Consider the following 25,231-nt stretch of genomic DNA (forward strand, 5'->3'; position numbering starts at 1 on the left):
GATGTGGTTACTGAATTAACAGTTGTTGTGTTACTTCGAATAACTCACGCTTCAGATCTTTGACGTCGTTAATCACGATGCTTTGAGGAAAGAATTTCTCAACACTGCGTGTTTGAATCCCTATTCCCAGCAGCTCAAAGCCACTTCGTCTGCATCGGTCAACAATGTCATGCGTGGCAGCCCAATCATCTGGGTCACCATCCGTTAGCACTATCATTAGCTTTCGCTTCTGTTTTTGCGCTAACAAACTGTTTGCCGCAAACCACATCGCTTGTGCCATAGGCGTACAACCTCGTGGTTTTTGGTCAAAACAGGCGGCCCGATGTCGAACCGATTGCTTGGGCAATAACGCGATAGAAACTTCCTGATGAATACCAGGAAAATAACTGACCGCAGGTACAACACCCGGTATGCCTTCCAGTGCCATGGCCAAAGCCAAAGCGGCTTCATTGGCAACATGAAAGTACTTGCGATTACCTTCGCCAATGGGCTTACCCATTGAGCCCGATATATCGACAAGCAAGTGCACAGCAGCATTAGGCGCAATGCGGGGCTGCCTTTGAATAAACAATCTCGACTCACCTGCTTGTGAAGCGGCAAGACGATGTGTTGCAACTCGAAGACCGTGCTGTTTGGCATGATTCCGATTGTCCTGACTGGACTGAACCATGCCCCTAAGTCGGGCTCGAATTTGAGCGGACTCAGACGCCGATAAGCTCAAGATGGCCTCATCACCCAACATAGCCTGCTCTGCTTGGGGCAAACTGAGTGGAGTGACGCCCTGATGTCCTTCAGCTTGTTCCGACAACACTTCTGCCACTTGTGCAAAGGTATCGGGTTCAAACTGAGCGGCACTGGCCTCTAAGGCTTGTCGCAAATTGTCAGCTTGATCAGAGTTATCAGAATCACCCGTTTCAGCAGCATCCCCTGTTGCAGACGAACCTGTTTCCGGGGTTTGACTGTCACTACTGCTATTGCTGTCATTACTCGCATCTTGTCTAATGTCATTACCGCTATCAGCATCCGACTCATCCTGAGGGGGACGAGATTCTTCTTCCAACATGGCAACGATGGCATCGACAAGTTTTAGCACTTCACCTGTAGACACCAGGCTAGGCACTGCTGTCAGCATGGCGCTTAACCGGCTCATCGCTGCGGTAGGAAAGAGTTGTCTTACTCTTTCATCAACTGCTTGATACAAAGGCGTCAGCGCTTTCTGGCCCAGAAAATGGCATCTCAAGCGGAACAACAACCAGGCTTGCAAGTTAGATGCAGGCTCAAGCTGTTCAGGTACACTCATTTGCTGAGTGTCCACCATGTACTCAATCACTTGCGAAATACTGCGCCGGGTTCCGGGGTAATCCTTTGCCAATTCGTTTTCAATGCGAACATCCTCAATAATATTGAGAAGTGCCTTACGGATCGGCTTGGACGACGCCTTCTGCACCATGTCAAAATTGGTATGCCGAATATGCGCCGCTTCATGAGCCAGATAACCCCAAGCTATCTGTTGATAGTGTGGGTCGTCTGGGTTTGCTGTTGGGATCACAATCCGCTCACCATCTGTAAACGCATCTTGTCCTTGAATAAGCACCTTCACACCAAACTTTTCGCCATAAGCGGCGGCAACGATTGGCAGTGCATTTTTTAATGGATGATTCATGGGAGTCTCCTAATCATTAGGGGGAATACTCCCTCAGCGGGAGCGTTTCCCCGCTGGGAATGTGATTGTTTAAACCTGTGCTTCTAGCTTATCCAGGTCGTATTTTTGACCTAACCAAGCCACCAATTGAGCTGGACTCTCGTGCTGCTCAAATGACGTTTTAAGCTGGTCTAAACTCAGGATGTCATCCAATGTCAGACCGTACTGGTCTTGTAACTGAGTAGACACCTCGTGTTGATATTGCAGCCAGGCCCGCTCAAAAGCGGTTTGCTGCAATGCCATGTTTGGAACAAATACCATGGCCGTTACCCAAGCTCCTTGTGCGTCCGCATCTGCGATCAAAACAGGGTTCTTGGGGATCACGACACTATGTGTTGAGTACGACCGTTGTACTAACGTTCGACAACACGCCACTTCTGGTATCGATTCACTTTCAACCGCATCAGTCACACCACGAAAATGTGCTTCAAACTGGTTCAGTTGGCTGGGGGTATGGATGGTTGATTGCATAATTTCCTCTTACATAGTTCAGAGGACATGCGCCCTTCAGGGCAACATGCCCTCAAGGACGTTAGAAATAAAATGAGTTTGGTACAGTCGAACCAAGGTTTGGTCTGACGGTTGGTTGTGGTATTGCACGTAAGTTATCTGCCTGAGCAGATACTGGCTGTGCGGGTTTAGGTTCAGGTTTGGGCATCAGTTGTCTGATATCCAATTGACCTTCACCGTGCATTCTCATCTTGTCTGGATCAGACAAAATTAAAATGGTCGCCATCAGTTCGTGATAGAGATTGTCTGTCACAGGGCCAGTCTTCGGCAGACGAACAAATAAATTGTCCATCGCTTCAACCATCGGCTGAACTCGATGATCCAGGAATGACAAACCATCCAACTTGTCTCTTAACCGCTTCAGAGGATTAAGGGCACGCTGACTGATTTGATTCTTTCCTGCAACGGAACGCTCAAACAGTTCATTAGCATCACGAGCCACCTCCCTAAAGAGGGTGTGTCCCATGCCATTGACCTTGTCATCTAAGCCACCAGCTTGTTCAGCCGGTTGCATTCGATAGATGGCATAATCGAACTGAAGCCGTTGTTCCACGTCTTCGATGGGTGACAGCGCACGCCGGATTGCATCTGCAAATTCCGGGTGTTTTGCAACCCAGTCAAACGTCACCTGATCATAGTTGTCCAAGAACAGCTGCTTGCACTGCGCAAACTCCTGACCGATCCGGTCAAGCTCTGGAACAATCTGATCAATTCGGTCTTCAGGGACGGCATAGCCACCTAAAAACCGCACACCGACTTGCTCACACAAGCGCTGCGCTTCTTTCTTAAGCCTTTCAAAGTTCGCCAATGCCTCTGGGTCGCAAATTTTTTTACTCCCTAAGCTGGCAACATCCTTCGGTGGAAGTTGACTACCATTGGCTAATCTGAAATCTTCAGGCCTTAGTTTTTTTCTACCGCTCCAGATGGAACAGTCGATGTGACAAATCAAAAGTTTGTCGAGGGTTTGAATACTCATAGTGCATCCTCATGCGAGATGGGGACGCACCACTCCCAGCAGGAGCAATGGCCCCCGTTTGGGTGGTAGTAGTTGACGCGCTAATGGCAACATCACTATCAGAAATAGTAATTTTGCGAATCAGGCGACGATTGGTTGAGATCGATTTTCGCAGGCATTAAGTCCAGTGCTTCAGCAATCGGGCGAACCCGCTCTAAATCACTGCCTAGCAACCGCAATACATCTTTTTCCAACTTCAGTTGGTCGGATACTTCTATCCCTTCAGGACTCGCTACTGTGAGCGAACACAGTGGTGGTAATTGACGCTTAAAGGCCAGTAACAGCAACAATGGCCACGGGCCATCATCCGTGTTAACAATGCCAGCGCCTTCACCTGACACCATGCTGATTTGATTGGTACTAGGTAATCCGCTTTTGCAAAACCCTAATGACCATTCTCCAATCCTGACCTGGTTATCATCAATAACAGCCAAGCCATAGGCTTCAAGCAGCTTTGCCATATCGAACAACGCTTTTTGCGCCAGCGAGATTTGGCCATTGACGTCCTTGCGAGTACGAAACTCCCAACTGACGTTATTGGCGCACGCGACGCTATCTAGCGCATTTGAGAGTTCAAATGGCCGCCCTTGATGATCAATGCCGACTTGTCCAACCAATCGATAACCCTTGTTGATTTTCTCATTAATTCGTCGGTCTGCTTCAGCGTTAGGATCAGTCGAATCAATCAATCGCTGCTGCGACAATTGACCAGCTTTTCCAAACCGAACTTCAATCTCCTGGGTGTCTGATCCAACGTAAATGGCCCATTCTTTGGCTGTCCCATCAGAATGACTGTAACGGTAAAGAGCAAAGCACTTTTCCATCATCAATCCTCCCAGTGGTCACCGAAGACATCAGCGGCAATACGGTGAATGGCTTCACGTTGCTCCAACTCAGCACGAGCCGTCAAAGACCGAACCAGTGCATACTCCACTGCGTTAGGAGCGCCTTTAAAAGCAAGTGTTAACTTTGCCCAGCGCACCAAAGTCCGAGTGGACATGGTGATACTAAGCTCTGCACCGCTATCCGTACCCCCAATAAAAAGACGACGGATGTCACCAGCCACTTTCACCATTTTTTGGCGAAAGACTTCTGGCAAGCCAGGCGCAACGTTCTCCAGAATGGCTTCCTCTACAGAAGGCTCTGCATAGGTCGCTTCGATGATTCTAAAGCGATCAAGAAAAGCCAAATTCTGTTGGAGCACACCTTGATACAAGCCCGTTTGGTCACCGCTGCCCGCACTGTTGCCGGTTGCGATAAAACGAAACTTGGTATGTGGCATGATGATCTCTCCGCCATTTTGTGCGATGACCAACGGGGCACCTTCCAAAATGTCATTGAGTCCAGCCAGTTCAGCAGGCTCAGCAAGATCCATTTCATTAATGATCAGCAAATGGCCATGCTTTACAGCCAGTGCTAACGGTCCATACACAAAGGTCATGTTGCCATTAACCAGCGTGTGGTGACCGATAAGATCGGACAACTCCAATCGACCATGTGCAGTAATTTGCTGAACAGGCCAATTCAATCGAGAAGCAACTTGGCAAATTAGCGAGGTCTTACCGCATCCCGTGGGGCCTGTAATATACAAACCGTCACCGTCGGGGTTAGACAAGAACGCCAATACGTCACGTAAGTCTTCTTTTCTAAAAACATACTCGTCCTTGCGAACGGGAATGTTTGGATGGGTAGTGTCGGCACCAAATCCTTCCAGAACGAAAGCATCAGGAGCCGGAACATTAAACGCTTGATTCACTTGAACCAAAAATGGGGATTGTTCAGTCATGGTAAACCTCATCTGTTTTGACGAGGCCCCATGCCCCAACAGGGACTGAAGTCCCCGTCGGGTGGAGTGTTGATTGTGGTATGGCTGTGTATGTAAGAGTTCAGCTCGCTCTATCATTCGTACCCAGCATTGGCTACGAGTGAAACTGCTTTCTGATGCACTCGATATAAGCGCATGAGAAAGGAGCCGAAATCGGCTCCAAGTGAACGTTAAAAGTAAAATGAGCTCGGCGAGTCACCTGGCAGAACCAAGTTTTCTTGCTCAAGACTGATTTTGATTGGTGTTTCAACGGGCTGCTCTGGCTTATTGGTGCTAATGCGCAACCGCTCTTGTGGCGCTTTTCGGTAAGCGGCTAAAACCTGTTCATCCAGCTCGCCTAATTTATCGGTGGCCAATTGCTTATAGTCCACCGTACCTGCCATCATGTAGCGGCTGAGTTTGACCCCAGCATAGTCGGCATGAGCGTAGTTACCCATCATAGCGACCAATTTCGACTGAGCTTCTCGCATTTCCTCTTTCAAAGATTTAATGTGATTTTCCAGTCGAACCACTTCGGCATGTGCTGAGCAATACTGCCGAGACAGCGATGTCCAGCGGTATTGGGCTTCACCCTTGGGAACAAAACAATCTTGCTCAGGGCATTTTGACGGTTCTTTTTTAGTTTGAACTAACTCCCAAAACTGAAGCGCCGTTTCTTGCAATTCAGTTAAGAACGCAGCGTCTCGTTGTATTTCAAACTCAATCAGTTGATCCTCAAAATAGAATACCAACCAACCACGCGTGCTATTGGCGACCAGTATTTGATGCTGTACTTGCACCCAATACAACTGGTACGCCTCGCTTTGTTCTCGGTGAGCTTGCACATCCTCAAAAACTGACTGGCAAGGACATTTCAGTTCAACGGGTTCGCCCGCATCGTTGATGCCATCAAAGCTGGCTCGAAAGATTGCGTTATGATCGGCTTCTGCACATAACGGCAGAAGAAAGTCATTATGCGCATTCTCAAATGCTCGCCTTGCTTGAGGCTCCAACCGAATACCGCGAAGCACATTAGGATTATTCGACAGGTCTTCCGGTAATACGAATCCGGTTTTTTCTGCCCATAATCGCCAAGGTGTTTTGTAGGGTGAACGCCCCATAATAATTGGGGCTTCAGATGCCGTAACCCCTGCAATGCGCCACTGGTGCCATGCAGGAGTACGCTGTGATAGGTCGATAACCTTCATATTGCCTCCTTTGAGGGGAGACTCCCCCGAAGGAGAGAACTCCCCTTCAGGGTTAAGTGGTTACTTTGCAGCTTGTGCTAACGCTGTTTGGTGCTGAACAACACTTGCTTGAACCGAATCAATTGCCGCTTTACCGGCTTGAATCGAACCTACGACAAGGGCAACAACCAATACCAAGCGAAAAAGTGAGGCTGATTTAGTCATGGAAGATCTCCAAAAAAAAAGACGAGACCTTCCCCCTGACGGGAGAATAATCCCGCCAGGGTTCGTAAAATGAATGCGTGGCGCTAAGAACCTAAAGGCTGTGTGAGCGCTTTGGCTGCTTGTTGCTGTGCATTAAATATTTCTTGTTTCGCAAACGTCAGTTCAACACCTTGAAAATGTTCATTGGCATATTCCAATGCACTATTCCAAGCGTTTGAAGCTTCCGCCCGCTCGATAAGCTTGTAAACAAGCCCTCGGGTTCGATCATCAACTTGCTCGGGTGGAATCAACGATGGCTCAACAACGTGTGTTGCTTGGCCTTCGATAATTCGCTCCGCTTCGTCTTGATCGAAAATTCCCACAAAGCCAAACGCAATGCGGGAACACTGGATCATGGATTTATGTCTTAGCATTCGCTTAGTGTGCGTCTGCCATGGACCATCTACACGGTAAGGGCCATTTTTTCCGTTACCCTCAAAAGGCGGTCGATAGACTTCATCCAGGTATTCAGTGATTTTGACTGGGTGCGAACGGTCGCGCCGGTAGATAATGCATTCCATCCATTCCGGGCATTCTTTCGCGCCATCCAGGGAGACTTTGTTTTCTGAAGTCTTAAACTCCATGCCATCAAACTGGTCGTGTTGATTGATGATGCGAGACCATCCATCGACACCTACCACTGGAATAATTCCAGCTTGCTTATCAGGGAACGCAAAAATCTCTTTGGTGAAAGGGTTCAAGCCGTACTGATCTGCAACCACCAAGAGCGCCATCATCTGCTCATTGGTCGGTGCACTACCGTCACGTTGCTTGAATGCTGTTGCTTTTAGGGTATCGAACAGTTTGTTTGGATCGACACTAAAGCGCTCAGCAAAGCGTTGGATTAGCTTTGGTTTTTCCATTGTGGACTCCGACAATCAAAGTGGGAGTCTGCCCCTGACGGGAAAGTACTCCCGGCTGGGTTAAAGCGTTTTTGCTCGGTTAAAAATCTGGTTCAGGATAAGTTTGTGCCCAATTAGTTTGGGAGCCTGCATCATCCGCCGCTGATGGCTCAGATGCTTTGTTCACATTATCAAGAAGCAGAAACTCGTCCGCGTCCACTTCGGTCAATCGATGCTTAATGCCATCTTTCTCCCATGAGCGCGTGCGCTGAGGCCCTTGAACAAAAAGCTTCGCTCCTTTTTGGATTAAATCTTTTGCCCTGAGCCCTAACTTAAATCCACCACGATCTCGAAAAACGACCCGATGCCATTCCGTATGCTCTTTGAGCTCATTGGATTGACGGTCGCGCCATTTCTCAGAAGTGGCCAGTGAAATGCTGGTCACTAAATCACCTGATGGATAGGCTCGCGTCTCTGGCTCAGAGCCAACATAGCCTATGAGTGTTACTTGGTTTTTCATGATGTTCTCCTCGTCTTAGTTGAACTCAGTGCACACAGTTGCTTCTACCCGGCTGGGCAAAGAAGACTGACGGCGCAGATAGGTTGGTATTTCGAGTAAAGCCATGTCGTACTGATGTGGCTCTTTGTAAAACGCAGATGTCAAACGGGGCATACCAGGAGCTTTAGGCACTGCCATTGGACGACGTTTTGGTGTTGGTGTGAACAACCGCTTGATTTGAGTAAATACAAATCGAAACGGGCGCACGCTTTGACGAGCAAGCAATCGCAAAAGCGACCAGCTCAGTTTTGCAAGCAACATAATGCCTGCGATTTGGATAATAAATCCGAAGATATATTCCATTGGTGACTCCTTATGTTGGTTTTGAAGGAGTCACCCCCAACTGGGGAAAACTCCCCCAGTTGGGTGGTGAAAAGGCGAACCGTAAGGAACGCATGGTTGAGCATGTAAAAACATGCAGGCTATTTGTTTAAGGAGGCTAGCTACCTCTTAGTACCACTGAGAATACTCAGCGGCGGGCTTCCTTTGAGCTCATGCTCTCAGGCGCAGATATCACTGAAACAGATCAGCAATATTTGATAGTCAGTGTAACCGTCTTATCCAGACAGGGTAGTTAGAAAGATGCTCAATTCTTCCACCTAGCTGAAAGGCCAATACCTCACAGAGGATTAGGCTAGGGACTGATTATTGTCATATCAGGAGCAAACTTATGGCCCAAGCAAAACCCAATTACTCAAAACCCATCTTTGAACAATCATTCACAATTAACAGCTTACAGGCGCAACGTGTCGTTGACCGTGTTTTTAGGCGCACGGTCAGTGCGCTTTACGGAATCGATGTCATCCTACGCATCATTGGTGATGAGAACGAAATCGATGAAGTGGAACAGATCATTAGCCAGTTGATCGAGGATTGCGCTAAGGCGGTAGACAGCGAACAAGCTCGTTTGGACAAACTAATGGAGTCCAACGGCATCGATGAAGTACCTGACTACACCGACCCAATTACCTTCAACGCCAAAATAAGCTCGCCCCAGGTTGGCCAGTTTGTTGGCTTAGTTCGCAAACTCGATGCGTTGATGATCTCAATGGACACACTCTGGTTATCTAGCGTGCTTAGCAACAAGCAACGTGTTGATGGTAACTACGCATGGCAACAGCGCATCATCAAACTGGCTCGACGCATTATTGATATCGAAATTCGAGCACGAAAATCAGCCCAAGCGAAGGGTAAAGAAGCAGAGGTTGAGCAAGCGGTGCCTTCAACCGATGACGGTATCACTGAAGAGGAAACAGATAACCCCGCCAGCTAGCCAATTAGGCTCCCATCACACAGCCCCTCTCGAAGGGGCTTTTTCAAGATACGAAGCAAGGCTAGCGCTGCATATAACTATTCAAGCATTGGCTATACATGATTTTTGTAAGCGTGGTAGTTATCAAGTACTTGATGATAAAGCATGGCCGACTTTTTTCTTGCAGCAGGATGGAAGGCATTGATGAAGACAACCCCCTCATTAACATGCACTCGTTCGCTAACTTTTTTAAGTTCAGGGAAGACGTAACGTTTAACTTGATTATATGTGCCGCAAAGTACAACAATGTCAGGGTTAATCAACTCAATTTGCCTTCTAACAAAAGGGGCAAATTCTCTGGCATGGGCGTCAAACGATTTTTGGTCGGTTCGCGCACTTCCCGAGGTTTTCCTTATGTTTATGTATGCAATACTCTTAACGGCAATTTTTTCATTTAATTTGGCATCTCTCAGGGACGGCACAACCCCATCATATTTTTGAAGTCCGTAAGCCCAACGCCCCACCCGACGGAGAACATTTCCTCGCCACCATCCACTTGCCTTCACTTCAATAGCTCTATTAATAGCGTTGACAATATTTTGCTCTGCCTCATTTGTTTCCTTTAAAACAAACAAAACTTTTTTGCCACAACTATCCCAGTCCTCAGCTGAAATCACTCCATCGTAGTTGAAATACCAATCCTTCGGGAATGCCTCTTCCCATGCAACCATCAACTTATCAAGACAGTCTATTTCTGAAACATATTTATCATCCATAGGAAAACTCAGGCAGGTTCTTATGAAACATCATTTGGATAGATGGGTAGTTCCATCAGGTAGCCATTCAATATTTAAAGTGCCACCACCGAAACGTACAATCCCTTCCTTTTTCGGAAGCTCGTTACATTGACCTCGGTATTCTATGAAATTATCCAGAAGTTCAAGCAAGTGTAGTTTGAAGCCTGATTCGGTGACCTGATCAAAAATGTCATCTTCAAGAGTCCAAGATGTTCCGCTTAGGCGGTCTTCGTCATCTTCCGCACGAAACACTACCTCACCCGACACCTTCACAATGTCAGGGTGTTGTTTTGAAAGCATAGCCAAGCGAGTAGCTTCAAAGTTTTGATCGAAATTAGGCATTATTAATTTTCCTTTTATCATAAATTTGATATGTGCCAGACTATCAGCTTTTCCTTTTTGCAGCAGCCTCCTAAGTCTGAAAATAGTAAAAAAATCAGAGCAAATTGCGCACAAGCTGAACAGAAAACATAAGAGGCACAAAGTGCCAAATTGGTTACCTTAAGGCAAATTACGCTCATTAAAGTAACCAAAATGGAACATTATTGGCGCAGCTATTTTAGAAGGACGTGCTCAATTGTTCCCCGAAATTTCTTCCGTCGCCTCCTGACGCAGTTTCTGGGCATCCATTCCGTTTAGCCTTTCAATAGCTCTGTCTGCGGCACTTTGACGGTTTCCATCCACGTTTAGCGTACTTCCTGAGCCTGTGAGTCGTTCCAGATCCAGTGACGGTACTTCGGGTAGGTTGCCCGTGATCGATAAGATACCTATCCATTCATCCAGATTGACTTGGCTCCAATCCACCTGGTTTAACTGACTCGCGGTCAATCCTTCACAGTTGGGAGATTTCGCACTGCCCCAGCCAAGGCCCAATTGCGGACGCACTTGCTCTTGAATGATCCGTGAAAGCGGCGAAGTAAAACAGCAATATGATTGCCGTTTCTCAACACAGGCACCTAAGAACTTAGACTTGCAGTAAGAGCCTACATAGTGGCAACTCTTCAATACCCGCTTGGCGTTCATCTCAAACTCACTCTGCTCACATTTCCAGATAAGCTGAATGAGGATCATAGTGACTGAATAAATCATGTAGGCCGTCATAACCGTACTCAGAACCGCGCCCGCAGCGCCACCCAGCGCAAAGTTACCGCCCGAAACAACACCATCGGCTCCAACTGCGCCACCAACGTTGCTAAATAGTGCCGATTGCGCCCCCGAACCAAAGGTCGTGCCTACCCACTCAGCCGTTTTGTTGGTCAACACCTGCATAAAGCCAGTCGCAGCTTGCTCCGCTCCCGCGCCAGCAGCCGTTGATGGCCCAGCCCCCATGAGAGAGTCCCATGCAGACACAAAAGGCTCTTTGACCGCACTCCAAGTGCTCGTGATTGGCTCCCTGAGCGTATTCCACGAACCATAGATAGCTGACGACGGATTCATGGCCATGACTGCCGTATCAAGCTTGTTAACCGCCACTATCATCGTGATGTAGTCCGATAACGACACGCCACTTGGCTTTTCACAGCAATCCACTATGCCGCCAACGGCTTTTTTGCACTGGCCAGCATTACCTTTAAAGATCGTACACTCAACGTTATCTTGGCCATCAGCTCCCGTACAAGACATATCATTGGTCATAAACTGCGCCGCATTAAGCATCGCAGCGGCCTCTGCAAAGTTAGCCTGCTTGATTGACTCTGGCTCTAAACAATCAGTGCCCATACAGCGAACTGGCCCCTCACAGTTGTATTGAGTTTCCATTCGTGCATTTTGCACTTCAACGCTTTGTCCGCAGTCATACACCAAACTTTGGATATAACAGAAGCCTTCATGACCAGCCCCGCCTTCAGTGCATTCGGTTCTGACATACTGGCAGGCAGGGTTTTGCTCTAGCGCGGCACACGTATTGGTGGTCGTGTTTTGTCCGTTATTGACGATGGTTTGTGTATTACCATTGGCATCTACCCAGCTATCTGAGCTGCCCATATTGAACTCTGGATGAGCAGTCGAAGCATTGTAGGTCGCTCTTGCCCTCCAGCATGAGAGCCCCAGCCCATCAGAACTGCCGCGACTGGTTAAATGAGCAGGAGACGAAACAACAGACGGATAAAGACTTTCAAGATTCGCCAACTCTCCACTACCAACCGTTAATCCGTCGATTCGTTTTGTGCCCGTATCTAAACACTGCCACTGCACCGCAGTAAACTGATCCGTTTGCATCAAGCATTGGTCTATGCCTGGGTCACTTGATTGATGAACAACGTCCTGCTCTAAGTACTTGCCGGAGAAGGTCAAGGAAGCACTCAGTTTCGCAGGAGCCAAACACTTCTGAACTTCTCGGCTGCAAGTATCGAAATCGACTTTGTTCCAGCCTGTTTCACATCTGGAACGAGTGACTTCCTGAGGTTCATGCCACGAAATAATCGACCCATTAACGACCTTGCACAATGAGCCAACCAAGGTTCCTTTTGGACAGGTCATTTCAGGGTATTTAATGGACGGTTTCGTCTCAGTCACCGTCTCCTTATTGCCCGTCAATGAGAGTGTCGTTTTCCAACCATTTGCCTTGGACGGCGACTCGGTGATTTTTATCTCAGTATTTTGATTATCAAAAATCCTCAGTGTCGCGTTTCCAGTTTGCATAGTATTGCTGTGCTGTGGAACAAAACTGAGCGTTTCAGAGCTAAAGCAACCACGCTCAATGGACCAGCTTTGTTGATGGGTTTCAGCGGATACACGTCGCTCTAACTGACACTGAGTAAGCGTGCTGATCTTCTCGCACACTTGGTAATCCGGTATATGCTTGGTTTCAGTAAATGGCGTGATCGTCTGCGTAGGCTCACAGGCCTCAAAACTACTCGGCATAAGGTTGGATACCACACACTTTGGATCGCTGGTTTGCAATCCACAGTCATAGGTATCGGTAAAACGAATGCATTCACCTCTATCATTGGTTTCGGCACATTCTGACGACATGAATCCACAGGAAGGATTTGCTTCAAGCACTTGGCAGGCCTGATTTTCAATCCCCTTATAGCTTTCGTCATCCACACTCACTTGAACACGCCGACACAAAGGCGATATGCCAGCCACAGGGCTTGGGGCAAAGTAGGATTCACAAACTGAAACACCATTGACCACCGTACATCCGTTGGTTGAAGACGGCTGATCCGTGCATTGAATGCTGTAGTCTGAAAACTTCGTCGGGATATCCGCTGCTTGTTCAATACAGGATTGTGGCGACCAACTATCATTCATCACCACCTTGGTTGGATCAAAGCGCACCTTGATGCGTGCATACCCCTCACCACTACCCGTAACCGATACGCGAATTTTTACCGGCACATCCAAACCTGGTTCTACCGCTTTTAGCTTGGCAGTGAGGTCAGTATTAGGATTGCGTTCCCAACTGGTACTAAGCTCGCAGCGACCTGCCGTTTCTGGTGGAAAGTTATTGTTCGGCCCAGACCAGACTTTCTGATCACCAAGCCACACTTGCATGTAGTCATCCCATTTGGCGTACTCAAGTACGGCTGAGGTAATCGCATCGGGGTTCACGACTTTGAGTGTGATGGCCTGTTCAAACACTTTACAACGGCCACTCCAGTAGTTGTCGCCAATACGTCCTATCCAAACTTCAAGACACCCCTCACCACAAGAGCGAAGGTTCATCGGTCCTGAAACATGCTCAATAATGCCTGCCGTGTAATCGTGAGTAATAGTGCAACTGTTAACCGCTGTATTGAGCCTGTCGCATTGCTGGTAATTTGGGCTACCTTCACCTTGAGACTCACAGCCTGGGAAGCTTTGCGTTAATAGATTGGGGTCAGTTTGAACCGCATCACTTAATGCCCAAAGTGGATCATTGACCATATCTGGCCGAGACCTGTCTTTGATTTGCTGTAGCGAGCGAAATGCTTCACCCGTAGCGCCACTTTCGGATGCCATGCTCTCTTGGCGCTGCGTCCCCAATTGATTCATACTGGCATCAGAGCCATAAACGCCCATTAAGATATCCAATGAGCCCTGATCCATACCAGGGAAAAGCTCTTGCAAGTTAATCGTCTCATTACCACTGCCATTCGGCACCGACAATGTATTGCCATTGAGTGCGGGCATCGTCCAGTTTTGCAGCAATTGCTTACCTTCTTGTTGTCCGCTTAAGCCGGATTGGCGCTGCACATCAGCGGCGACACCATGTAGGGGCAAGCACGCCATAGTGATAGATAAAATACCCGCTAACACTCGGGTGAAAAGTGTTGGTTTCATGGTTAACCTCCCGAGTTACAGCAGTCTTGCCAGCGCCACAAAATGTAGAGCGCATCTTCACCGGCACCGGGGATCGTTCGCCACTCTCCCCATTTCATGGTGCTTTCACCGATGACATGCGCACTTTCAGTTTCTGGTACAGGGAAGAACATACTCATCTTGTATTGGGATTTCGGCAGCATGGGTTCGATAACAGGTCGGCATAGCGCACTGTTCCCCATTGTTCGCCTTGCAAGACCACGCCTGTGTTGAGCCGCGATTGCACGCGCCGCTAAATGGCTGGTGTTTTCTGCTAATGAACCAAAGGCTAAGGTGTGGCCAGATAACGGATAGAGATGGCCCCAACTGCCAGCACACCAAAACAACTGATCGATGGGTTTACCAAGCGTTGATGAAGCAGCGTCAGCGGTACAAGCAGAGATAGCCAATGGATTAGCAACAGCAGCAGCTTCAGGCTGAGTAAAAAAGGCCAGTTCATCGTTCAGCCATGTTGGGTCCAATTCCGACAAATACATCAAGTCAAAATCCATGTAACCATCGGCATTGCAATTGCCATCCATGAACAAATCGAGCATGACCAAAAGCGGAAAGGCGTAATAATGGTAATGGTAGAAAGCAAGATCACCGGTATCGTATTCACCTTCACCATGACCACCTTGCAATCGCCTATCACCTAACGGTAAGCGAATCCCTCCAAGGGAAGGCGAACAACCCGGCGTTCTGACCAGTTCAATCAGACGCGCTGGCTCCCACATGCTGGTAACAATACCTGGCCTTGGCACACCTAAGTTGTCTTCACATAAGCAAAACGACTTGTTTGATGCGCCGCTTGGGACACTGCCAGAGCCAAGAGGAAGACCCGCCACTCGGATAGGAAAAATGCATGACCAGCAAACATCCGTCAGCAACTTACCGGACAATAAACCCGCGTCTGGGCAGGTCAGTTCGGCTTTAGCAGAAATAGATGCGCCCAGGACAAACATGACAACGAGAGTCCGCAACAGACGATACGTATTATTGAGCTTTTTCATGAACAAGCTCCTTTGCTGGAATTTCTTCTATTTCAAACGCGAGCCCCTTTGCTTGAACAAACGATGGGGTGACTTGCAAATCAAAGCGCTGCTTTAGCGAGGCATTGAGAAGGTAAACCGGACTATCCAATGTCTTTTCGAGCGCATTGAGGCGATTCCAACCTTGAGTACGGTCGAGCTGCGTGGTGATAAGCGTAATGCGGCGCAGTGTCCTATCTTGCGTCTCAAGCCAATGCGCAACTGCGTCCACTTCTTCAGCGTTCGACGCATTAAACACCACAAGCTGCTGAGTAAACGGCAAGGCTTTGAGCGGGTTAATACGCGTTCCTGCTGGGATCAATGTTCGGCCATTGGCATCCAATAGTGGCCGCTGCATGACGATGGTTGGATCAACCGTTCTTATCCGATACTGCGTGGCTTTGGGTAAGTCAGTGAAAGTTTGGCGAGACCAGAAACGCTCAATGGCTTTTTTCTTTAACGCGCCCAGGTCAAGCGACTGTAAACGCTGCATCGCCACTTGCATTAAATCCGGTTCTAAAATGGAATGAATAGGACCGCGTTGACCCAATGAACCGGTATTGCCTGTTTCAATTTGACGCTGCAACCAGTCCTTGCTGTAAACCCCTAGTGCACTTGCAGTCACCTTGTCATCTTCTATGCGGAAAATGGCAGGCACGCTAGTCACCCGCCAGTGCACAAAGGCTTTCGGATCGATTCGAACCTGAGGAACAGGATCAAGTCCCACCATCAGCGTATGCCAATCACGGATAGCCGCCCCCAAGGTCTTTCCTTCAGGAATTCCCCGAAACAACACAATAGCGCCGGTTGCACTGGCCTCTTTAAATAGCTGCTTCAGTGAGGAATCCCCCAGTGAAGACGACGCAAAAATCAACCATTCATCGTTGTGTTTGAGCGACGCAGGTTGTTCAATCGGTGAAAAAGGCTCGATAAATTCAGATGAACCATCCACAACACTTTGTAAAATGCTGCGGCTCATTTCGACGATCTTTTTGTCCTCGTCAGACAACGGATAAGGCTCTTGTGCCCAGGACACTTGACGAAAAGCCAATGGCGCAACCAACAAAAATAAGAGGCATAGTCTTCTCATCTTCCACCTCCTACCAAAGCGGCCAAGCGCGACCAACAATCTGCTCGCGCTTAACGGCATTCCAATAGCGGGAGTCGAAACTCGTTGCTGCCTCACCGGAAAACCAATATTCGTTTTCTTGCAGCGTCAATGAGCGGCTAAATTGTGATTCCGCCACACCAAGACGCTGGGCTAATGCCATGCCATTTGAGACTTCAGCACCGTTCACCAGTACATGCTCAGGCGTCACCTTGACCTCATCCCCAGGCATCCCTGTTAGGCGTTTCAGCATACGAGTACCGTCGTTATATAACGGAGCAAGTCCTTTTGAGTGGAAGGCATACAAACCATCCTTAACGGGCTCTTTATTCCATAGGTCAATCAGATACACCGTGGTATCAGGCAGGCATCGCTCTTGCTGGGTATCAATACCTATTCGGTAGCGCATCATGGCGTAGGTGCCTACCAAGGCCATGATTAACGCAAGAATGGTCAAACGGATGAGATATGGCCGCCAAGGCATTCTTTTACGGAGTATCTGCATGAGACACCTCCTTTGATCCTACTGGCACGAATACAGAATCATCTGCACCCACCACCGCTTGGGCATCCAGCACGATAAAACCGGCTGCTTTTAACTTTTCAATTTGCTGATTGGTCTGAAGCAACCTGGATTCGATGTCTTGTTCGCTGGCATTGGGGCCCAGTGACAACACCGCCTCCCCAAAATCGACGACTGCAATGGGCGTACTTAACGCCAACTGGCTGTGGATGGGTTCGAGTGTTTTCATTAAGAGCCAGCTGGTCATTAAACCGCTACCAGCAATAGACAAAGTAATAGAGGCCATAAATGGCCAAAGCGTGGTCTTATTCATAGCCTCGCTCCTTCAACAACTGAGAGATGGCATCAGCAACAGAAAGGCCTTTGCGCGTTAACTGTTTAATCGCGTTTACATCTTCTGCACGGGACGAGTACAACAGCTTGTGAAACGGATCGACAATGAGGCGGCCAATCCCGGTGCCCATTTCGGTAATAAAGAAAATTTCGGAATAGACACCCGTGACGGTATGAACCGTTTTTAGGTACTCATAACCGCCTTCACCTAGTGGCAAGCGGCCTTCTTTTTTGAGCGCGTTGATGGTTTCAGCTTTTTGACCAAGCAGGTACATATTGGCCGAGTTTTCAGCGATGGCTTTACCTGTTGGGCTGTCATACAAATCGTTGACCGATTGCGTTACCGTTACAGCACTGCCGCCATATTTTCGAAATCGACGGTAACCCGTCTCAATGAACTTACCGACATCACCTTGAGTCAGCAGATCCCAGGCTTCGTCAATGAACACAATCTTGCGACGATCCCGCTCACCTAAGTACATCTCTTGTTGGATTTGGTAGATAAGCTGAAGCAACACCACTTGTTGCAGGTGCTTGCGTCCCTTGAGCTCTTCTAACTCCAGAACGGTGAAACGGTTTTTGAAGCGAATATTGTTGTGGCCATTAAAGAAGCGGCCATATTCGCCCTGTGTCGTAAACGGATAGAGCTGCTCACCCACGTCTTGCACACGACGGTCTTCATGATTTTTTAAGGCCTCTGCCACATCATCAACCAACATGGCACGACCTTTTTTCTCCCAAAGTTCACGGGTCTGACGCTTTAGGTTGGCCATCTGAAAATCAGTTAATGACTGCGTAGGCGCGGCCATTGCGGCCAATAATCCAACCAGTACATCCGCTTCTTCGTCATAGTCCTCAACGATTTCAAACGGATTTAAGCAAATGCCACTGTCCCGCCCGAACTGTAAGAACTCACCGTCATAGACTTCACACAGCTTTTCATAAGAGCGGCCAACATCAATCACCCAGCATTGCCCGCCTTCTGATAAGTAGGAGGAGATGATTTCGTTCACCAGGAAAGACTTGCCCGACCCCGATTGCGCTGCTATGCAACAGTTGTAATTACTGCCCGAGTCATAAAGGGACACACTCATGATCTGGCCATTACGGGAAACAAAGTTAATCACTGGCGTGCCCGTGCCTTTCCAATCCGCAAACAAAGGCAACAGAGGGATCACATGTCGTGTCGCCATAGTCTTGAATCGAAACAAGTCGTTCATCGCCTGGCGGTCAGCACCAAATGGCAGGGCATTCAGAAAAATGGGCAAACAGAAGTACTTGTCTTCCATCAGCTCAAATCCGAGTTCTTTGAAGTAAGTTCGAGCATTTGAAACAGAGCTGATGGACGCATCTTCCGTTGGTGAAAACAGCGTTAAGGTCATATTTGCCCGAATAGGGCGATCACCTTCTTGCAAGGCTTCAAAAAGAACATCAAATCCCTTTTTCTTGGCTGCAAGCACCGGCACAAACTTGAGCATCGGGCCATAAGCCTGATTGACCGCCCATTGACGCTTCGTCTCTAAACGAGATCGCATCGCCTCGGCTGAAGGAAAGTGAATGGTGACATTCAGCAAAAAGCTCCCGCGTAAACCGCGACTGCCCGTCATCATATCGCCCGCAAAACTTGCGGCATGGCCAAACCAGATCCGCTCAGGCAGGCGCTTAAACGATAGGGTTTTAACTCGGTAATCACCCAGCATCAGACCTTGACTATCCACTTTGATACCCCGGTCATAATCCAACACTTGCTCTCGAAGTGGCTTATCTGCCTCACTGCGGATTGGTGATGGATTACGCCAGGAAGCATCTTTTCCCCAGTTAAGCTGCGCACTTAATGCCGAGAGCCAGTTTCGGTCAGTCATCTCAGTAACGCGAAAACCAACCGTTGCCAGCGCTTGAGAGAAAGAAGCCCGAAGCGCGGATGCTCTACTCAACTCACGCTCCGTCGGTATAGGATTTTCCAAAGGCAATTTGCAGGTGACGATCAGTTGAAAGTTGCGTACCTGAGTCTGGGTCGATTCTTCTATCGGTTGAACCGTACCCCCATCGAGAAAATCCGCACGTTTGCGTATCGACGCCCTAAGCAATGGATCGGATTGACGATGCCGTAAGCCCATCATGCGCTGAAGGTCGGTTTGAATATCAGGGGATGCGTACAGACCAAATTGCAGCAAAGTGTCTTTTGGCCAGTCGTTGTTGAGTAGAACATTAACCCTGTCTGCAACAGACTCATCACCACCCGGCAATGGGTCACATAGAAAACCAAAGCCAACACTCTGGTCTTCCATGAAAAACAGTTGCTCATCGTCTGAATAGGCCAATACTGGCAATAGCTCAGAAGCGCGTTGCCCTGAATAAAGAGAGGCTTTCATTAACGCCCCTCCAACCAAGCAGAAAGATCATAAGGACGGCCTCGGCTGATGCGACCATCATTGGCGACGATGAAAGGCACACCTTGAATGCCCAGGATTTGAGCCGTCACCAGGGTACGCTGCATTGGCTCTAAGTTGCAGGCATCATCCTGTTCTAGGTTACCAATCCGGCCATTGAGCAATGCATCGGTGGCCGCTTTCTTGTCACGCGCACAGCCAAGCTGGCGAACCTGACGCTCTGAATCAGGACCAAGCACTGGCACAGGGAGAATTTGGAAGGTGTATTCTTTGGTTAACGGTAAGGCTTGCTTCAAAAGCTCATGGCAGTGCGGGCATCGTGGATCAACAAAGACCACCACTTTCTTTTTGCCTTCGCCCAGCGTCAGTGGGTTCAAATCATCCATTTTTAAGCCAAGACGACTTAAGTCCAGCGTGTTTCCCGCTTCACGAATCTCTTCAAGGCTGGTAAGCGGCTTTTTCGACCAGGCATCATAGAGCGTGCCATCAATGACGAACCGGCCACTGTCTGACATGAAAACAATACGGCCATTGCTTTCGACCGCTTTCATACCCGTGACAGGTAAAGAAACCATGCCGTCAATTTTGCCAACGGGCGACACTTCAGACACAGGTTCAGCTTGAACCAAAGGAGACAGCGCAAGCGCCAGAATGATTGGAGATAGTTTTCGCATGAGGAGTCCTCGTTAATGTAAATCGAGGCTCCAGTCTATGCAGTTGTCCTATGTGGACTCGGTTAGATAGATTGAAGAATTTGTCGTCTTGCTAAGCAGCACCAACACCAAATATTAATGAAAACAATCACACACTCAAATAACTCAATTGTCTCTCATATACTTTTGCAAAGTTTTTTGATCCACCTTCAATGCTTCTGCGGCTTTAACCCATGTACCGAATTGCTTTTTGGCAGCTGTTGCAAATTCCTTATGAAACGCTTTCGTTAACTCATCCTTAGTTGTCTTGGATAAATCACCAAATGCAAACCTTGTGTCAGGACTATCCTCCTGGATAACAGGCTCGCCCAACGCAGCTAATGAGCTAGAGATTGCCGACTCTGAAGTTTGAGAGCTCAAAAACGCACAAGACATGTATGCCAGCTTTTTTAGGTCACGTAAGTTACCTGGTAAATATGCCGAGTTAAAAAACTGGATTAATTCATTTGACACCGGAGCTTCCGCAGGCAGATTGGGGTTAACATTAACTTCCTGCCAGATTCTTTGCCAATCCGACAGAATATCTTCTCTGCATGCACGAAGTGGAGGTATTGTTATTGTGAGCATGGATACACGATCAAAGAAATCAGCATCGAGTATCGTTGCCAATTGCTCAAGTGATTTATTACTCGCACAAACTAGCTCGAAGTCAGATGCTTCCTCAGTGTCACTTCCAACAGGGCGAAAACTGTGATAGTTATCTTGAAGCACTCGAACCAGCTTTCGCTGAACCGAAGTTGGTAAATCTTGAATCTCATCCAAAAACAAAACTTTTCCATTTGCTTCTTTCAAAAGTCCATTGCGATCCTTTTCTGCCCCAGTGAAGGCACCTTTTACGTGGCCAAACAACATACTATCAACCACTTGAGAATCTAGTCCTCCACATGCAAGCGTAACAACCTGCTTTTGCTTTACCTTACCGACAACGGTTTCAATTAGCCTCGTTTTCCCTGTACCACGTTCACCCAGTACAAGTAACGGAGCTTTGGGAACACAAGAGAACTGCTTTAACGTTTGTAATGCATCCTGCCTTGCTTTTGATTTAGGGTCTAAATCGTAAAGGGCGTAACCGCCCTCTGAACTTGAAATAGCAGAGATCTCTGCCAAATACGTATTTACACTGAAATCAACTTTGGCAATGCTGGTTCTTTTGGTATCGGGGTTATATTGTGATGACCAGAGGATTGTTTCGCGTGGAAAATGCCCCCGAGCATGAAGAATCAACCAAACCGCATGCATCGCCGGAGTTCCCGGCGATACATTGATATGAAGATTCTGTTCAAGCTTTAGCTCTGGAATAATCTCAGACTCTATTGCGTGATAAATTTCGTTGTGATCAGCTGGGTTCTCGATAGCTACAGTTCGAAAGGTAATCTGTATATCGCCAAATTCATGCTCTTTGTACAGACTGTTATCCCCAGCTGACTGAGTAAGAACAATTACTTTGCCAACATAAACTTTACGATTCTTAAGCCGCTTTAACGCTTCGTCTAATACCTCAACCCCAGCTCTTTTTGAGTGCCAACAAAGCAGTGTGTTTTTGTTATCCAAAGCTACGCCTCCAATACAATTCGGGCGTTTGGCAATTCACTTTGCTTCAGCCTTTTTGCCATGGCAAGTTCGTATTCTTGACGAACTGTAATTGCTAACTGTTTTTTTGTCAGTCGAACAACCTTTGGCTCATAACTCTCTCTAGGCGATCCTGAATCCTGCTTCTTAGAAGTTTCATCCTTAGCCGTTAAAGGTTTGAAATACTCTGGACTGGCGTTAGTGATAACTGGCGGCTCTATACGCCATTTATACTCAATCTTGTGCGATGTTTTTTCCCGCCAGTTTGCATTGGGTATTTTTGGGTGCTTATCCATATCAGACAAACAATCTGCTTTTATAGGTGATAACTCAACAATGTCTACTTCGCTGACTGAGTACCTCTTGAATGTATTATTTTCCCAAGCTTCAAAACCACCAGAAATCATCCCTAGACTCATGTCGATGCTCAATTCATTGTGGCTATTAGTTAAAAACATATCCAAGCAGTTCATCAGCTCTTTTACCTGAGTACCGGTGAGTTTTACGCCTAACTCAAAGCCTTGATCCATACCATGCGCTTGAAAATTGGCCGACATCACCATGCCATGCATTCCATCTACTACAATAGCTTTGGCATGTAGCCATTTAAAACACATCACCGATGCACCAGCCTGTTTCATAGCCATCAACGCTGGCATGGCTGCGGGTCTTTGGCGAGATAGAATGGTGACTTTTAGCCCCGACTTCGCACGTTCACATATTGCTTTTACAAGCTGATGGTCCTCTTGCCATCCAAAACTCGATATGATGAGTTCATTTTCCGCTTGATTGATCAACGCTAATGCGTGTTCCCTAATTCGAGCGTCTTCACTCGATGTGACCAGTATTTCAGTTAATTCCCTTGGATATCTGACATTGCCCGGCGACTTATATGCTGAGAATTCACCACGGCTTGTCATATGGTGCTGCGCACTCTCGAAGATTGCCCAACGGAACACATTCACGATCTCAGCTATTTGATGGCGTGAAAGCGCGACCCCCAGCTCTTCATTTCGTAAAAGTGCTTCTTCTGTAAGGTTTGCCGTTAAAAGCAACCCTTTAGCATTTACCAGTTTCATGTAATGCGTCTATAACAACGGCTTTTGCGTGGAAATGCGGCGCAGATGCAAAGTGAACATGTCCAGACAATTTGTTTAACATTTCCTTATGCTGCACAAGACACTTCTTACCAAAGTCATCGTCAGGCACATCGCCATCAAGACGAGTCTCACATGCCAATAGTATGTACACACGAACTTTGCGCTTTGCAGCTTTTAGGACAGCAGATTCGACATTCTCATCAGCAAGTAAAAACGTACTAAGAATAACCGAGTGCTCAGCATTATCGATTAATTCGACAACTCTTGATTGCAGCTCATTGCAGAACAAAGAGCTATTTATAGGTTGCGGATCAGATACCTGTTTAGGTAAAACAGGCAAAAGCACAGGGGGCAACTTGGTATTTGATTGATCAACAATCTTAGTTTCAGTCTTAGTAAACTTTTCAATTAAATTCATCACTATTATTCCTTATAGGTTCCAATCATGGGCTGCAATGACATGCCAGGTATGCTGATTTTGCTGGTCTTCTTCAGTCCAAAACTGATTTGCCAACTCAGCCCTATCAGGTAGTGTGAAATTCCAACTTTTAAAAGGTTCGAGTGCTTTTTCTCTCCAAACTTGGTACTTGCTATTAGTGGCATACATATTGATATTTTTCTCTAATCTCCATTCAGCCCACTTTTTAGCATCCAATTCAGTCAATGCTGATATAGAAATATTGTGTAACTTCATCGCATCAAACGAGCCCAACTTGTGAACAGATGGTCTTTTTACGTTTACCGAGCGCTTCATATTGATTCGCTCAGATTCAGTAGTATTTTCGAAAACCACTGACAAGATTTCAGTTTGCTCATCCCATTGTTCAAGCAAGCCCTCACTATGCAGAAGTACCTTCAAAACTTGCTGACGACTGATTGGTTCAACCCGACGTGAAAATATAAGATCCTTTCCGCGCTTCACATCGACATTGCCTTCAGTCACATTCCACTCGATGTAATACGGTTTTCCTTGCGGTGAGATGCGCTCACCTTTGAGTTCAATTTTGTCAACGCGTACTTCCGAACCTCCACCTATTGGTTCAACCTTCAGGCCACGAACGTCTTTGACTAGTTGAGGAACCTCAACTAGTCGCTTTGCTCTTTCATTTAGCTCATTTCTGTTTTTTCCAAGTCCGATCGACGCTGCACTAGGCTCTGTGTGCGCATCAATAGTAAGAAGTGGATGAGGCAATAAAGGCTCATGACAAACGCAAAGGCTCCAACACCCATCTTCTGGCACTAGGATTTGATCTTTCTCAAGAGCAATCAGTCCTGATTCAGTAAGCCTGTATTGGTCTCGATTAGACTCAGCAAGCCCATATAATCGACATATGTTTAGTAACCTATCAGCAACGACACGACGTCCGATTTTGTCCCCAAATAAATGCTCGGAGCACTCAGCAGAACTCGCATTCGGATAATCTTGAAGGAATTGCAGCACGCAGTTAATTTCTGGACGGCTATCTGCCAGCGCGATTTCACCCTGTATGAGCCAACTTTCAGTCTTAATTTCTCGTTTTAGTATGATGTCCTGGCTCATAGTGCCTCCTGTGATTCAGTCTCGATTGTTGTAGACCAGTAAGAATTGCTGGCAAAAGTACCTAACACACCCGATGCCTTTTGCATTGCAGGGCGGTTTCCGTACACAATGAGCTGATGCTTGGCCCTCGTAATTGCCACATTCAAGCGATTTGGGCTTTCAAGAAAACTCGTGGGATGGTTATTTGCGAAACTAAGCATGACAAAATCAGCCTCATGCCCCTGAAAACGGTCTACGGTACATATCTGAATATCAATATACGGTGAGGATTTTTCACCTCGATAGAAATGCCTTACTCCGTGATGATTTCCCGTCCACTTTCGTAAAGCTCGACGTATAGCTCGCTCTTGAGCCCGATAGAATGCCAAAACAGCAACTTCCCAAGGCTTTTGTTGGTTTTTCTCAACATTTGGGTTTGATTTGTGGGCGGACAAAATAGTTGGGAACTGGGAGGGGTGGAAATGGGGTTTTTAAGGATTATTTAGGGGAGAGTGACAAAATAGATGGGAACTGGGTGTAGCGTCGCAAGCTAATGCGAAAATTAAAAATGACAAAATAGTTTGGAACTAGATTTCACTTATCTGGTTAACTAATCTAGCTAACCTGCCGCTCAGCTTAGTACGATCCTATATCCAACTGATCATAATCCTTTCATCAGTATCCCAAATTAAATCCCCCTCCTAGACTGCCTCACCAACACTTTACAGT

25 protein-coding genes are annotated in these 25,231 nt (G+C 47.4%); 1 reads left to right on the forward strand and 24 read right to left on the reverse strand.

All coding sequences use genetic code 11. The features are described from left to right. Positions 1-7: 7 nt before the first annotated feature. The 10 genes from GTH25_RS14925 to GTH25_RS14970 all read right to left on the reverse strand — a co-directional run bounded on the left by GTH25_RS14925 (position 8) and on the right by GTH25_RS14970 (position 8,186). Positions 8-1,663 carry a VWA domain-containing protein gene (locus GTH25_RS14925; RefSeq protein ID WP_049195483.1) on the reverse strand — a complete coding sequence of 552 codons (1,656 nt, stop codon included), beginning with the start codon at positions 1,661-1,663 and terminating at the stop codon, positions 8-10. Positions 1,664-1,732: 69 nt separating this feature from the next. Beyond that, complete coding sequence (locus tag GTH25_RS14930; protein WP_164530694.1) at positions 1,733-2,173, reverse strand: hypothetical protein; 441 nt, start codon at positions 2,171-2,173, stop codon at positions 1,733-1,735. 61 nt (positions 2,174-2,234) lie between these two features. Beyond that, entirely contained in the window at positions 2,235-3,188 is a 954-nt protein-coding gene (locus GTH25_RS14935) for a DUF3150 domain-containing protein (RefSeq protein WP_000027441.1), read from the reverse strand. A 98-nt stretch (positions 3,189-3,286) separates the two neighbouring features. After that, positions 3,287-4,054: a hypothetical protein gene (locus GTH25_RS14940; protein ID WP_164530695.1), complete on the reverse strand. Its 768-nt coding sequence runs from the start codon at positions 4,052-4,054 to the stop codon at positions 3,287-3,289. Next, positions 4,054-5,013: an AAA family ATPase gene (locus GTH25_RS14945; protein ID WP_164530696.1), complete on the reverse strand. Its 960-nt coding sequence runs from the start codon at positions 5,011-5,013 to the stop codon at positions 4,054-4,056. The genes GTH25_RS14940 and GTH25_RS14945 overlap by 1 nt, the downstream gene beginning before the upstream one ends. Positions 5,014-5,222: 209 nt before the next feature. After that, positions 5,223-6,239, reverse strand: coding sequence for a YqaJ viral recombinase family nuclease (locus GTH25_RS14950; RefSeq protein ID WP_004249381.1), 1,017 nt, complete (start codon positions 6,237-6,239; stop codon positions 5,223-5,225). A gap of 60 nt (positions 6,240-6,299) precedes the next feature. Then, complete coding sequence (locus GTH25_RS14955; protein ID WP_000167275.1) at positions 6,300-6,443, reverse strand: hypothetical protein; 144 nt, start codon at positions 6,441-6,443, stop codon at positions 6,300-6,302. Between the two features lie 83 nt (positions 6,444-6,526). After that, on the reverse strand, positions 6,527-7,345 hold the full coding sequence (gene bet, locus GTH25_RS14960; RefSeq protein WP_164530697.1) for a phage recombination protein Bet: 819 nt from the start codon (positions 7,343-7,345) through the stop codon (positions 6,527-6,529). Between the two features lie 79 nt (positions 7,346-7,424). Further along, the gene (locus tag GTH25_RS14965; protein WP_032469935.1) at positions 7,425-7,844 is read right to left on the reverse strand and encodes a single-stranded DNA-binding protein; all 420 of its coding nucleotides are present in this window, start codon (positions 7,842-7,844) and stop codon (positions 7,425-7,427) included. 15 nt (positions 7,845-7,859) lie between these two features. Beyond that, positions 7,860-8,186 carry a hypothetical protein gene (locus tag GTH25_RS14970; RefSeq protein WP_000455721.1) on the reverse strand — a complete coding sequence of 109 codons (327 nt, stop codon included), beginning with the start codon at positions 8,184-8,186 and terminating at the stop codon, positions 7,860-7,862. 367 nt (positions 8,187-8,553) lie between these two features. On the opposite strand from GTH25_RS14970, the gene GTH25_RS14975 reads away from it, so the two are divergent. Then, positions 8,554-9,156: a hypothetical protein gene (locus GTH25_RS14975; protein ID WP_164530698.1), complete on the forward strand. Its 603-nt coding sequence runs from the start codon at positions 8,554-8,556 to the stop codon at positions 9,154-9,156. 92 nt (positions 9,157-9,248) lie between these two features. Here GTH25_RS14975 and GTH25_RS14980 read toward each other — a convergent pair whose 3' ends face one another. The 14 genes from GTH25_RS14980 to GTH25_RS15040 all read right to left on the reverse strand — a co-directional run bounded on the left by GTH25_RS14980 (position 9,249) and on the right by GTH25_RS15040 (position 24,957). Then, positions 9,249-9,911 carry a uracil-DNA glycosylase family protein gene (locus GTH25_RS14980; RefSeq protein WP_164530699.1) on the reverse strand — a complete coding sequence of 221 codons (663 nt, stop codon included), beginning with the start codon at positions 9,909-9,911 and terminating at the stop codon, positions 9,249-9,251. Between the two features lie 30 nt (positions 9,912-9,941). Further along, on the reverse strand, positions 9,942-10,274 hold the full coding sequence (locus GTH25_RS14985; protein WP_164530700.1) for a hypothetical protein: 333 nt from the start codon (positions 10,272-10,274) through the stop codon (positions 9,942-9,944). A gap of 231 nt (positions 10,275-10,505) precedes the next feature. Next, positions 10,506-14,198, reverse strand: a complete 3,693-nt coding sequence (gene traN / locus GTH25_RS14990) for a conjugal transfer protein TraN (RefSeq protein ID WP_164530701.1) — start codon at positions 14,196-14,198, stop codon at positions 10,506-10,508. Positions 14,199-14,200: 2 nt separating this feature from the next. Continuing rightward, positions 14,201-15,229 carry a TraU family protein gene (locus GTH25_RS14995; protein WP_024008827.1) on the reverse strand — a complete coding sequence of 343 codons (1,029 nt, stop codon included), beginning with the start codon at positions 15,227-15,229 and terminating at the stop codon, positions 14,201-14,203. Further along, positions 15,213-16,337: a TrbC family F-type conjugative pilus assembly protein gene (locus tag GTH25_RS15000; protein WP_164530702.1), complete on the reverse strand. Its 1,125-nt coding sequence runs from the start codon at positions 16,335-16,337 to the stop codon at positions 15,213-15,215. Before GTH25_RS15000 ends, GTH25_RS14995 begins: the two co-directional genes overlap by 17 nt. 10 nt (positions 16,338-16,347) lie before the next feature. Beyond that, positions 16,348-16,860: a S26 family signal peptidase gene (locus GTH25_RS15005; RefSeq protein ID WP_202983523.1), complete on the reverse strand. Its 513-nt coding sequence runs from the start codon at positions 16,858-16,860 to the stop codon at positions 16,348-16,350. Further along, complete coding sequence (locus tag GTH25_RS15010) at positions 16,844-17,191, reverse strand: hypothetical protein (RefSeq protein ID WP_001044650.1); 348 nt, start codon at positions 17,189-17,191, stop codon at positions 16,844-16,846. The genes GTH25_RS15005 and GTH25_RS15010 overlap by 17 nt, the downstream gene beginning before the upstream one ends. After that, complete coding sequence (gene traC / locus GTH25_RS15015; protein ID WP_164530703.1) at positions 17,184-19,583, reverse strand: type IV secretion system protein TraC; 2,400 nt, start codon at positions 19,581-19,583, stop codon at positions 17,184-17,186. The genes GTH25_RS15010 and traC overlap by 8 nt, the downstream gene beginning before the upstream one ends. Next, entirely contained in the window at positions 19,583-20,275 is a 693-nt protein-coding gene (locus GTH25_RS15020) for a DsbC family protein (RefSeq protein ID WP_001228924.1), read from the reverse strand. Before GTH25_RS15020 ends, traC begins: the two co-directional genes overlap by 1 nt. Positions 20,276-20,419: 144 nt before the next feature. Continuing rightward, positions 20,420-21,865, reverse strand: a complete 1,446-nt coding sequence (locus GTH25_RS15025) for a sigma-54-dependent transcriptional regulator (RefSeq protein ID WP_164530704.1) — start codon at positions 21,863-21,865, stop codon at positions 20,420-20,422. Positions 21,866-21,867: 2 nt separating this feature from the next. Then, entirely contained in the window at positions 21,868-22,962 is a 1,095-nt protein-coding gene (locus GTH25_RS15030; protein ID WP_238795287.1) for a phospholipase D-like domain-containing protein, read from the reverse strand. Next, positions 22,943-23,401, reverse strand: coding sequence for a phospholipase D-like domain-containing protein (locus tag GTH25_RS19250; RefSeq protein ID WP_238795288.1), 459 nt, complete (start codon positions 23,399-23,401; stop codon positions 22,943-22,945). Before GTH25_RS19250 ends, GTH25_RS15030 begins: the two co-directional genes overlap by 20 nt. A gap of 12 nt (positions 23,402-23,413) precedes the next feature. Next, positions 23,414-24,523, reverse strand: coding sequence for a hypothetical protein (locus tag GTH25_RS15035; RefSeq protein ID WP_164530705.1), 1,110 nt, complete (start codon positions 24,521-24,523; stop codon positions 23,414-23,416). Continuing rightward, on the reverse strand, positions 24,520-24,957 hold the full coding sequence (locus GTH25_RS15040; RefSeq protein WP_331253715.1) for a C-terminal helicase domain-containing protein: 438 nt from the start codon (positions 24,955-24,957) through the stop codon (positions 24,520-24,522). The genes GTH25_RS15035 and GTH25_RS15040 overlap by 4 nt, the downstream gene beginning before the upstream one ends. Positions 24,958-25,231: the final 274 nt, after the last annotated feature.

It is taken from the genome of Proteus terrae subsp. cibarius (genome assembly GCF_011045835.1).
In the GTDB taxonomy this organism is placed as follows: domain Bacteria; phylum Pseudomonadota; class Gammaproteobacteria; order Enterobacterales; family Enterobacteriaceae; genus Proteus; species Proteus cibarius.

Coding starts and splice junctions, on each gene's coding strand:
- GTH25_RS14925 (WP_049195483.1), bottom strand. CDS start 1,663: ATGAATCATCCATTAAAAAATGCACTGCCAATCGTTGCCGCCGCTTAT.
- GTH25_RS14930 (WP_164530694.1), bottom strand. CDS start 2,173: ATGCAATCAACCATCCATACCCCCAGCCAACTGAACCAGTTTGAAGCA.
- GTH25_RS14935 (WP_000027441.1), bottom strand. CDS start 3,188: ATGAGTATTCAAACCCTCGACAAACTTTTGATTTGTCACATCGACTGT.
- GTH25_RS14940 (WP_164530695.1), bottom strand. CDS start 4,054: ATGATGGAAAAGTGCTTTGCTCTTTACCGTTACAGTCATTCTGATGGG.
- GTH25_RS14945 (WP_164530696.1), bottom strand. CDS start 5,013: ATGACTGAACAATCCCCATTTTTGGTTCAAGTGAATCAAGCGTTTAAT.
- GTH25_RS14950 (WP_004249381.1), bottom strand. CDS start 6,239: ATGAAGGTTATCGACCTATCACAGCGTACTCCTGCATGGCACCAGTGG.
- GTH25_RS14955 (WP_000167275.1), bottom strand. CDS start 6,443: ATGACTAAATCAGCCTCACTTTTTCGCTTGGTATTGGTTGTTGCCCTT.
- bet (WP_164530697.1), bottom strand. CDS start 7,345: ATGGAAAAACCAAAGCTAATCCAACGCTTTGCTGAGCGCTTTAGTGTC.
- GTH25_RS14965 (WP_032469935.1), bottom strand. CDS start 7,844: ATGAAAAACCAAGTAACACTCATAGGCTATGTTGGCTCTGAGCCAGAG.
- GTH25_RS14970 (WP_000455721.1), bottom strand. CDS start 8,186: ATGGAATATATCTTCGGATTTATTATCCAAATCGCAGGCATTATGTTG.
- GTH25_RS14975 (WP_164530698.1), top strand. CDS start 8,554: ATGGCCCAAGCAAAACCCAATTACTCAAAACCCATCTTTGAACAATCA.
- GTH25_RS14980 (WP_164530699.1), bottom strand. CDS start 9,911: ATGGATGATAAATATGTTTCAGAAATAGACTGTCTTGATAAGTTGATG.
- GTH25_RS14985 (WP_164530700.1), bottom strand. CDS start 10,274: ATGCCTAATTTCGATCAAAACTTTGAAGCTACTCGCTTGGCTATGCTT.
- traN (WP_164530701.1), bottom strand. CDS start 14,198: ATGAAACCAACACTTTTCACCCGAGTGTTAGCGGGTATTTTATCTATC.
- GTH25_RS14995 (WP_024008827.1), bottom strand. CDS start 15,229: ATGAAAAAGCTCAATAATACGTATCGTCTGTTGCGGACTCTCGTTGTC.
- GTH25_RS15000 (WP_164530702.1), bottom strand. CDS start 16,337: ATGAGAAGACTATGCCTCTTATTTTTGTTGGTTGCGCCATTGGCTTTT.
- GTH25_RS15005 (WP_202983523.1), bottom strand. CDS start 16,860: ATGCAGATACTCCGTAAAAGAATGCCTTGGCGGCCATATCTCATCCGT.
- GTH25_RS15010 (WP_001044650.1), bottom strand. CDS start 17,191: ATGAATAAGACCACGCTTTGGCCATTTATGGCCTCTATTACTTTGTCT.
- traC (WP_164530703.1), bottom strand. CDS start 19,583: ATGAAAGCCTCTCTTTATTCAGGGCAACGCGCTTCTGAGCTATTGCCA.
- GTH25_RS15020 (WP_001228924.1), bottom strand. CDS start 20,275: ATGCGAAAACTATCTCCAATCATTCTGGCGCTTGCGCTGTCTCCTTTG.
- GTH25_RS15030 (WP_238795287.1), bottom strand. CDS start 22,962: ATGAAACTGGTAAATGCTAAAGGGTTGCTTTTAACGGCAAACCTTACA.
- GTH25_RS19250 (WP_238795288.1), bottom strand. CDS start 23,401: ATGAATTTAATTGAAAAGTTTACTAAGACTGAAACTAAGATTGTTGAT.
- GTH25_RS15035 (WP_164530705.1), bottom strand. CDS start 24,523: ATGAGCCAGGACATCATACTAAAACGAGAAATTAAGACTGAAAGTTGG.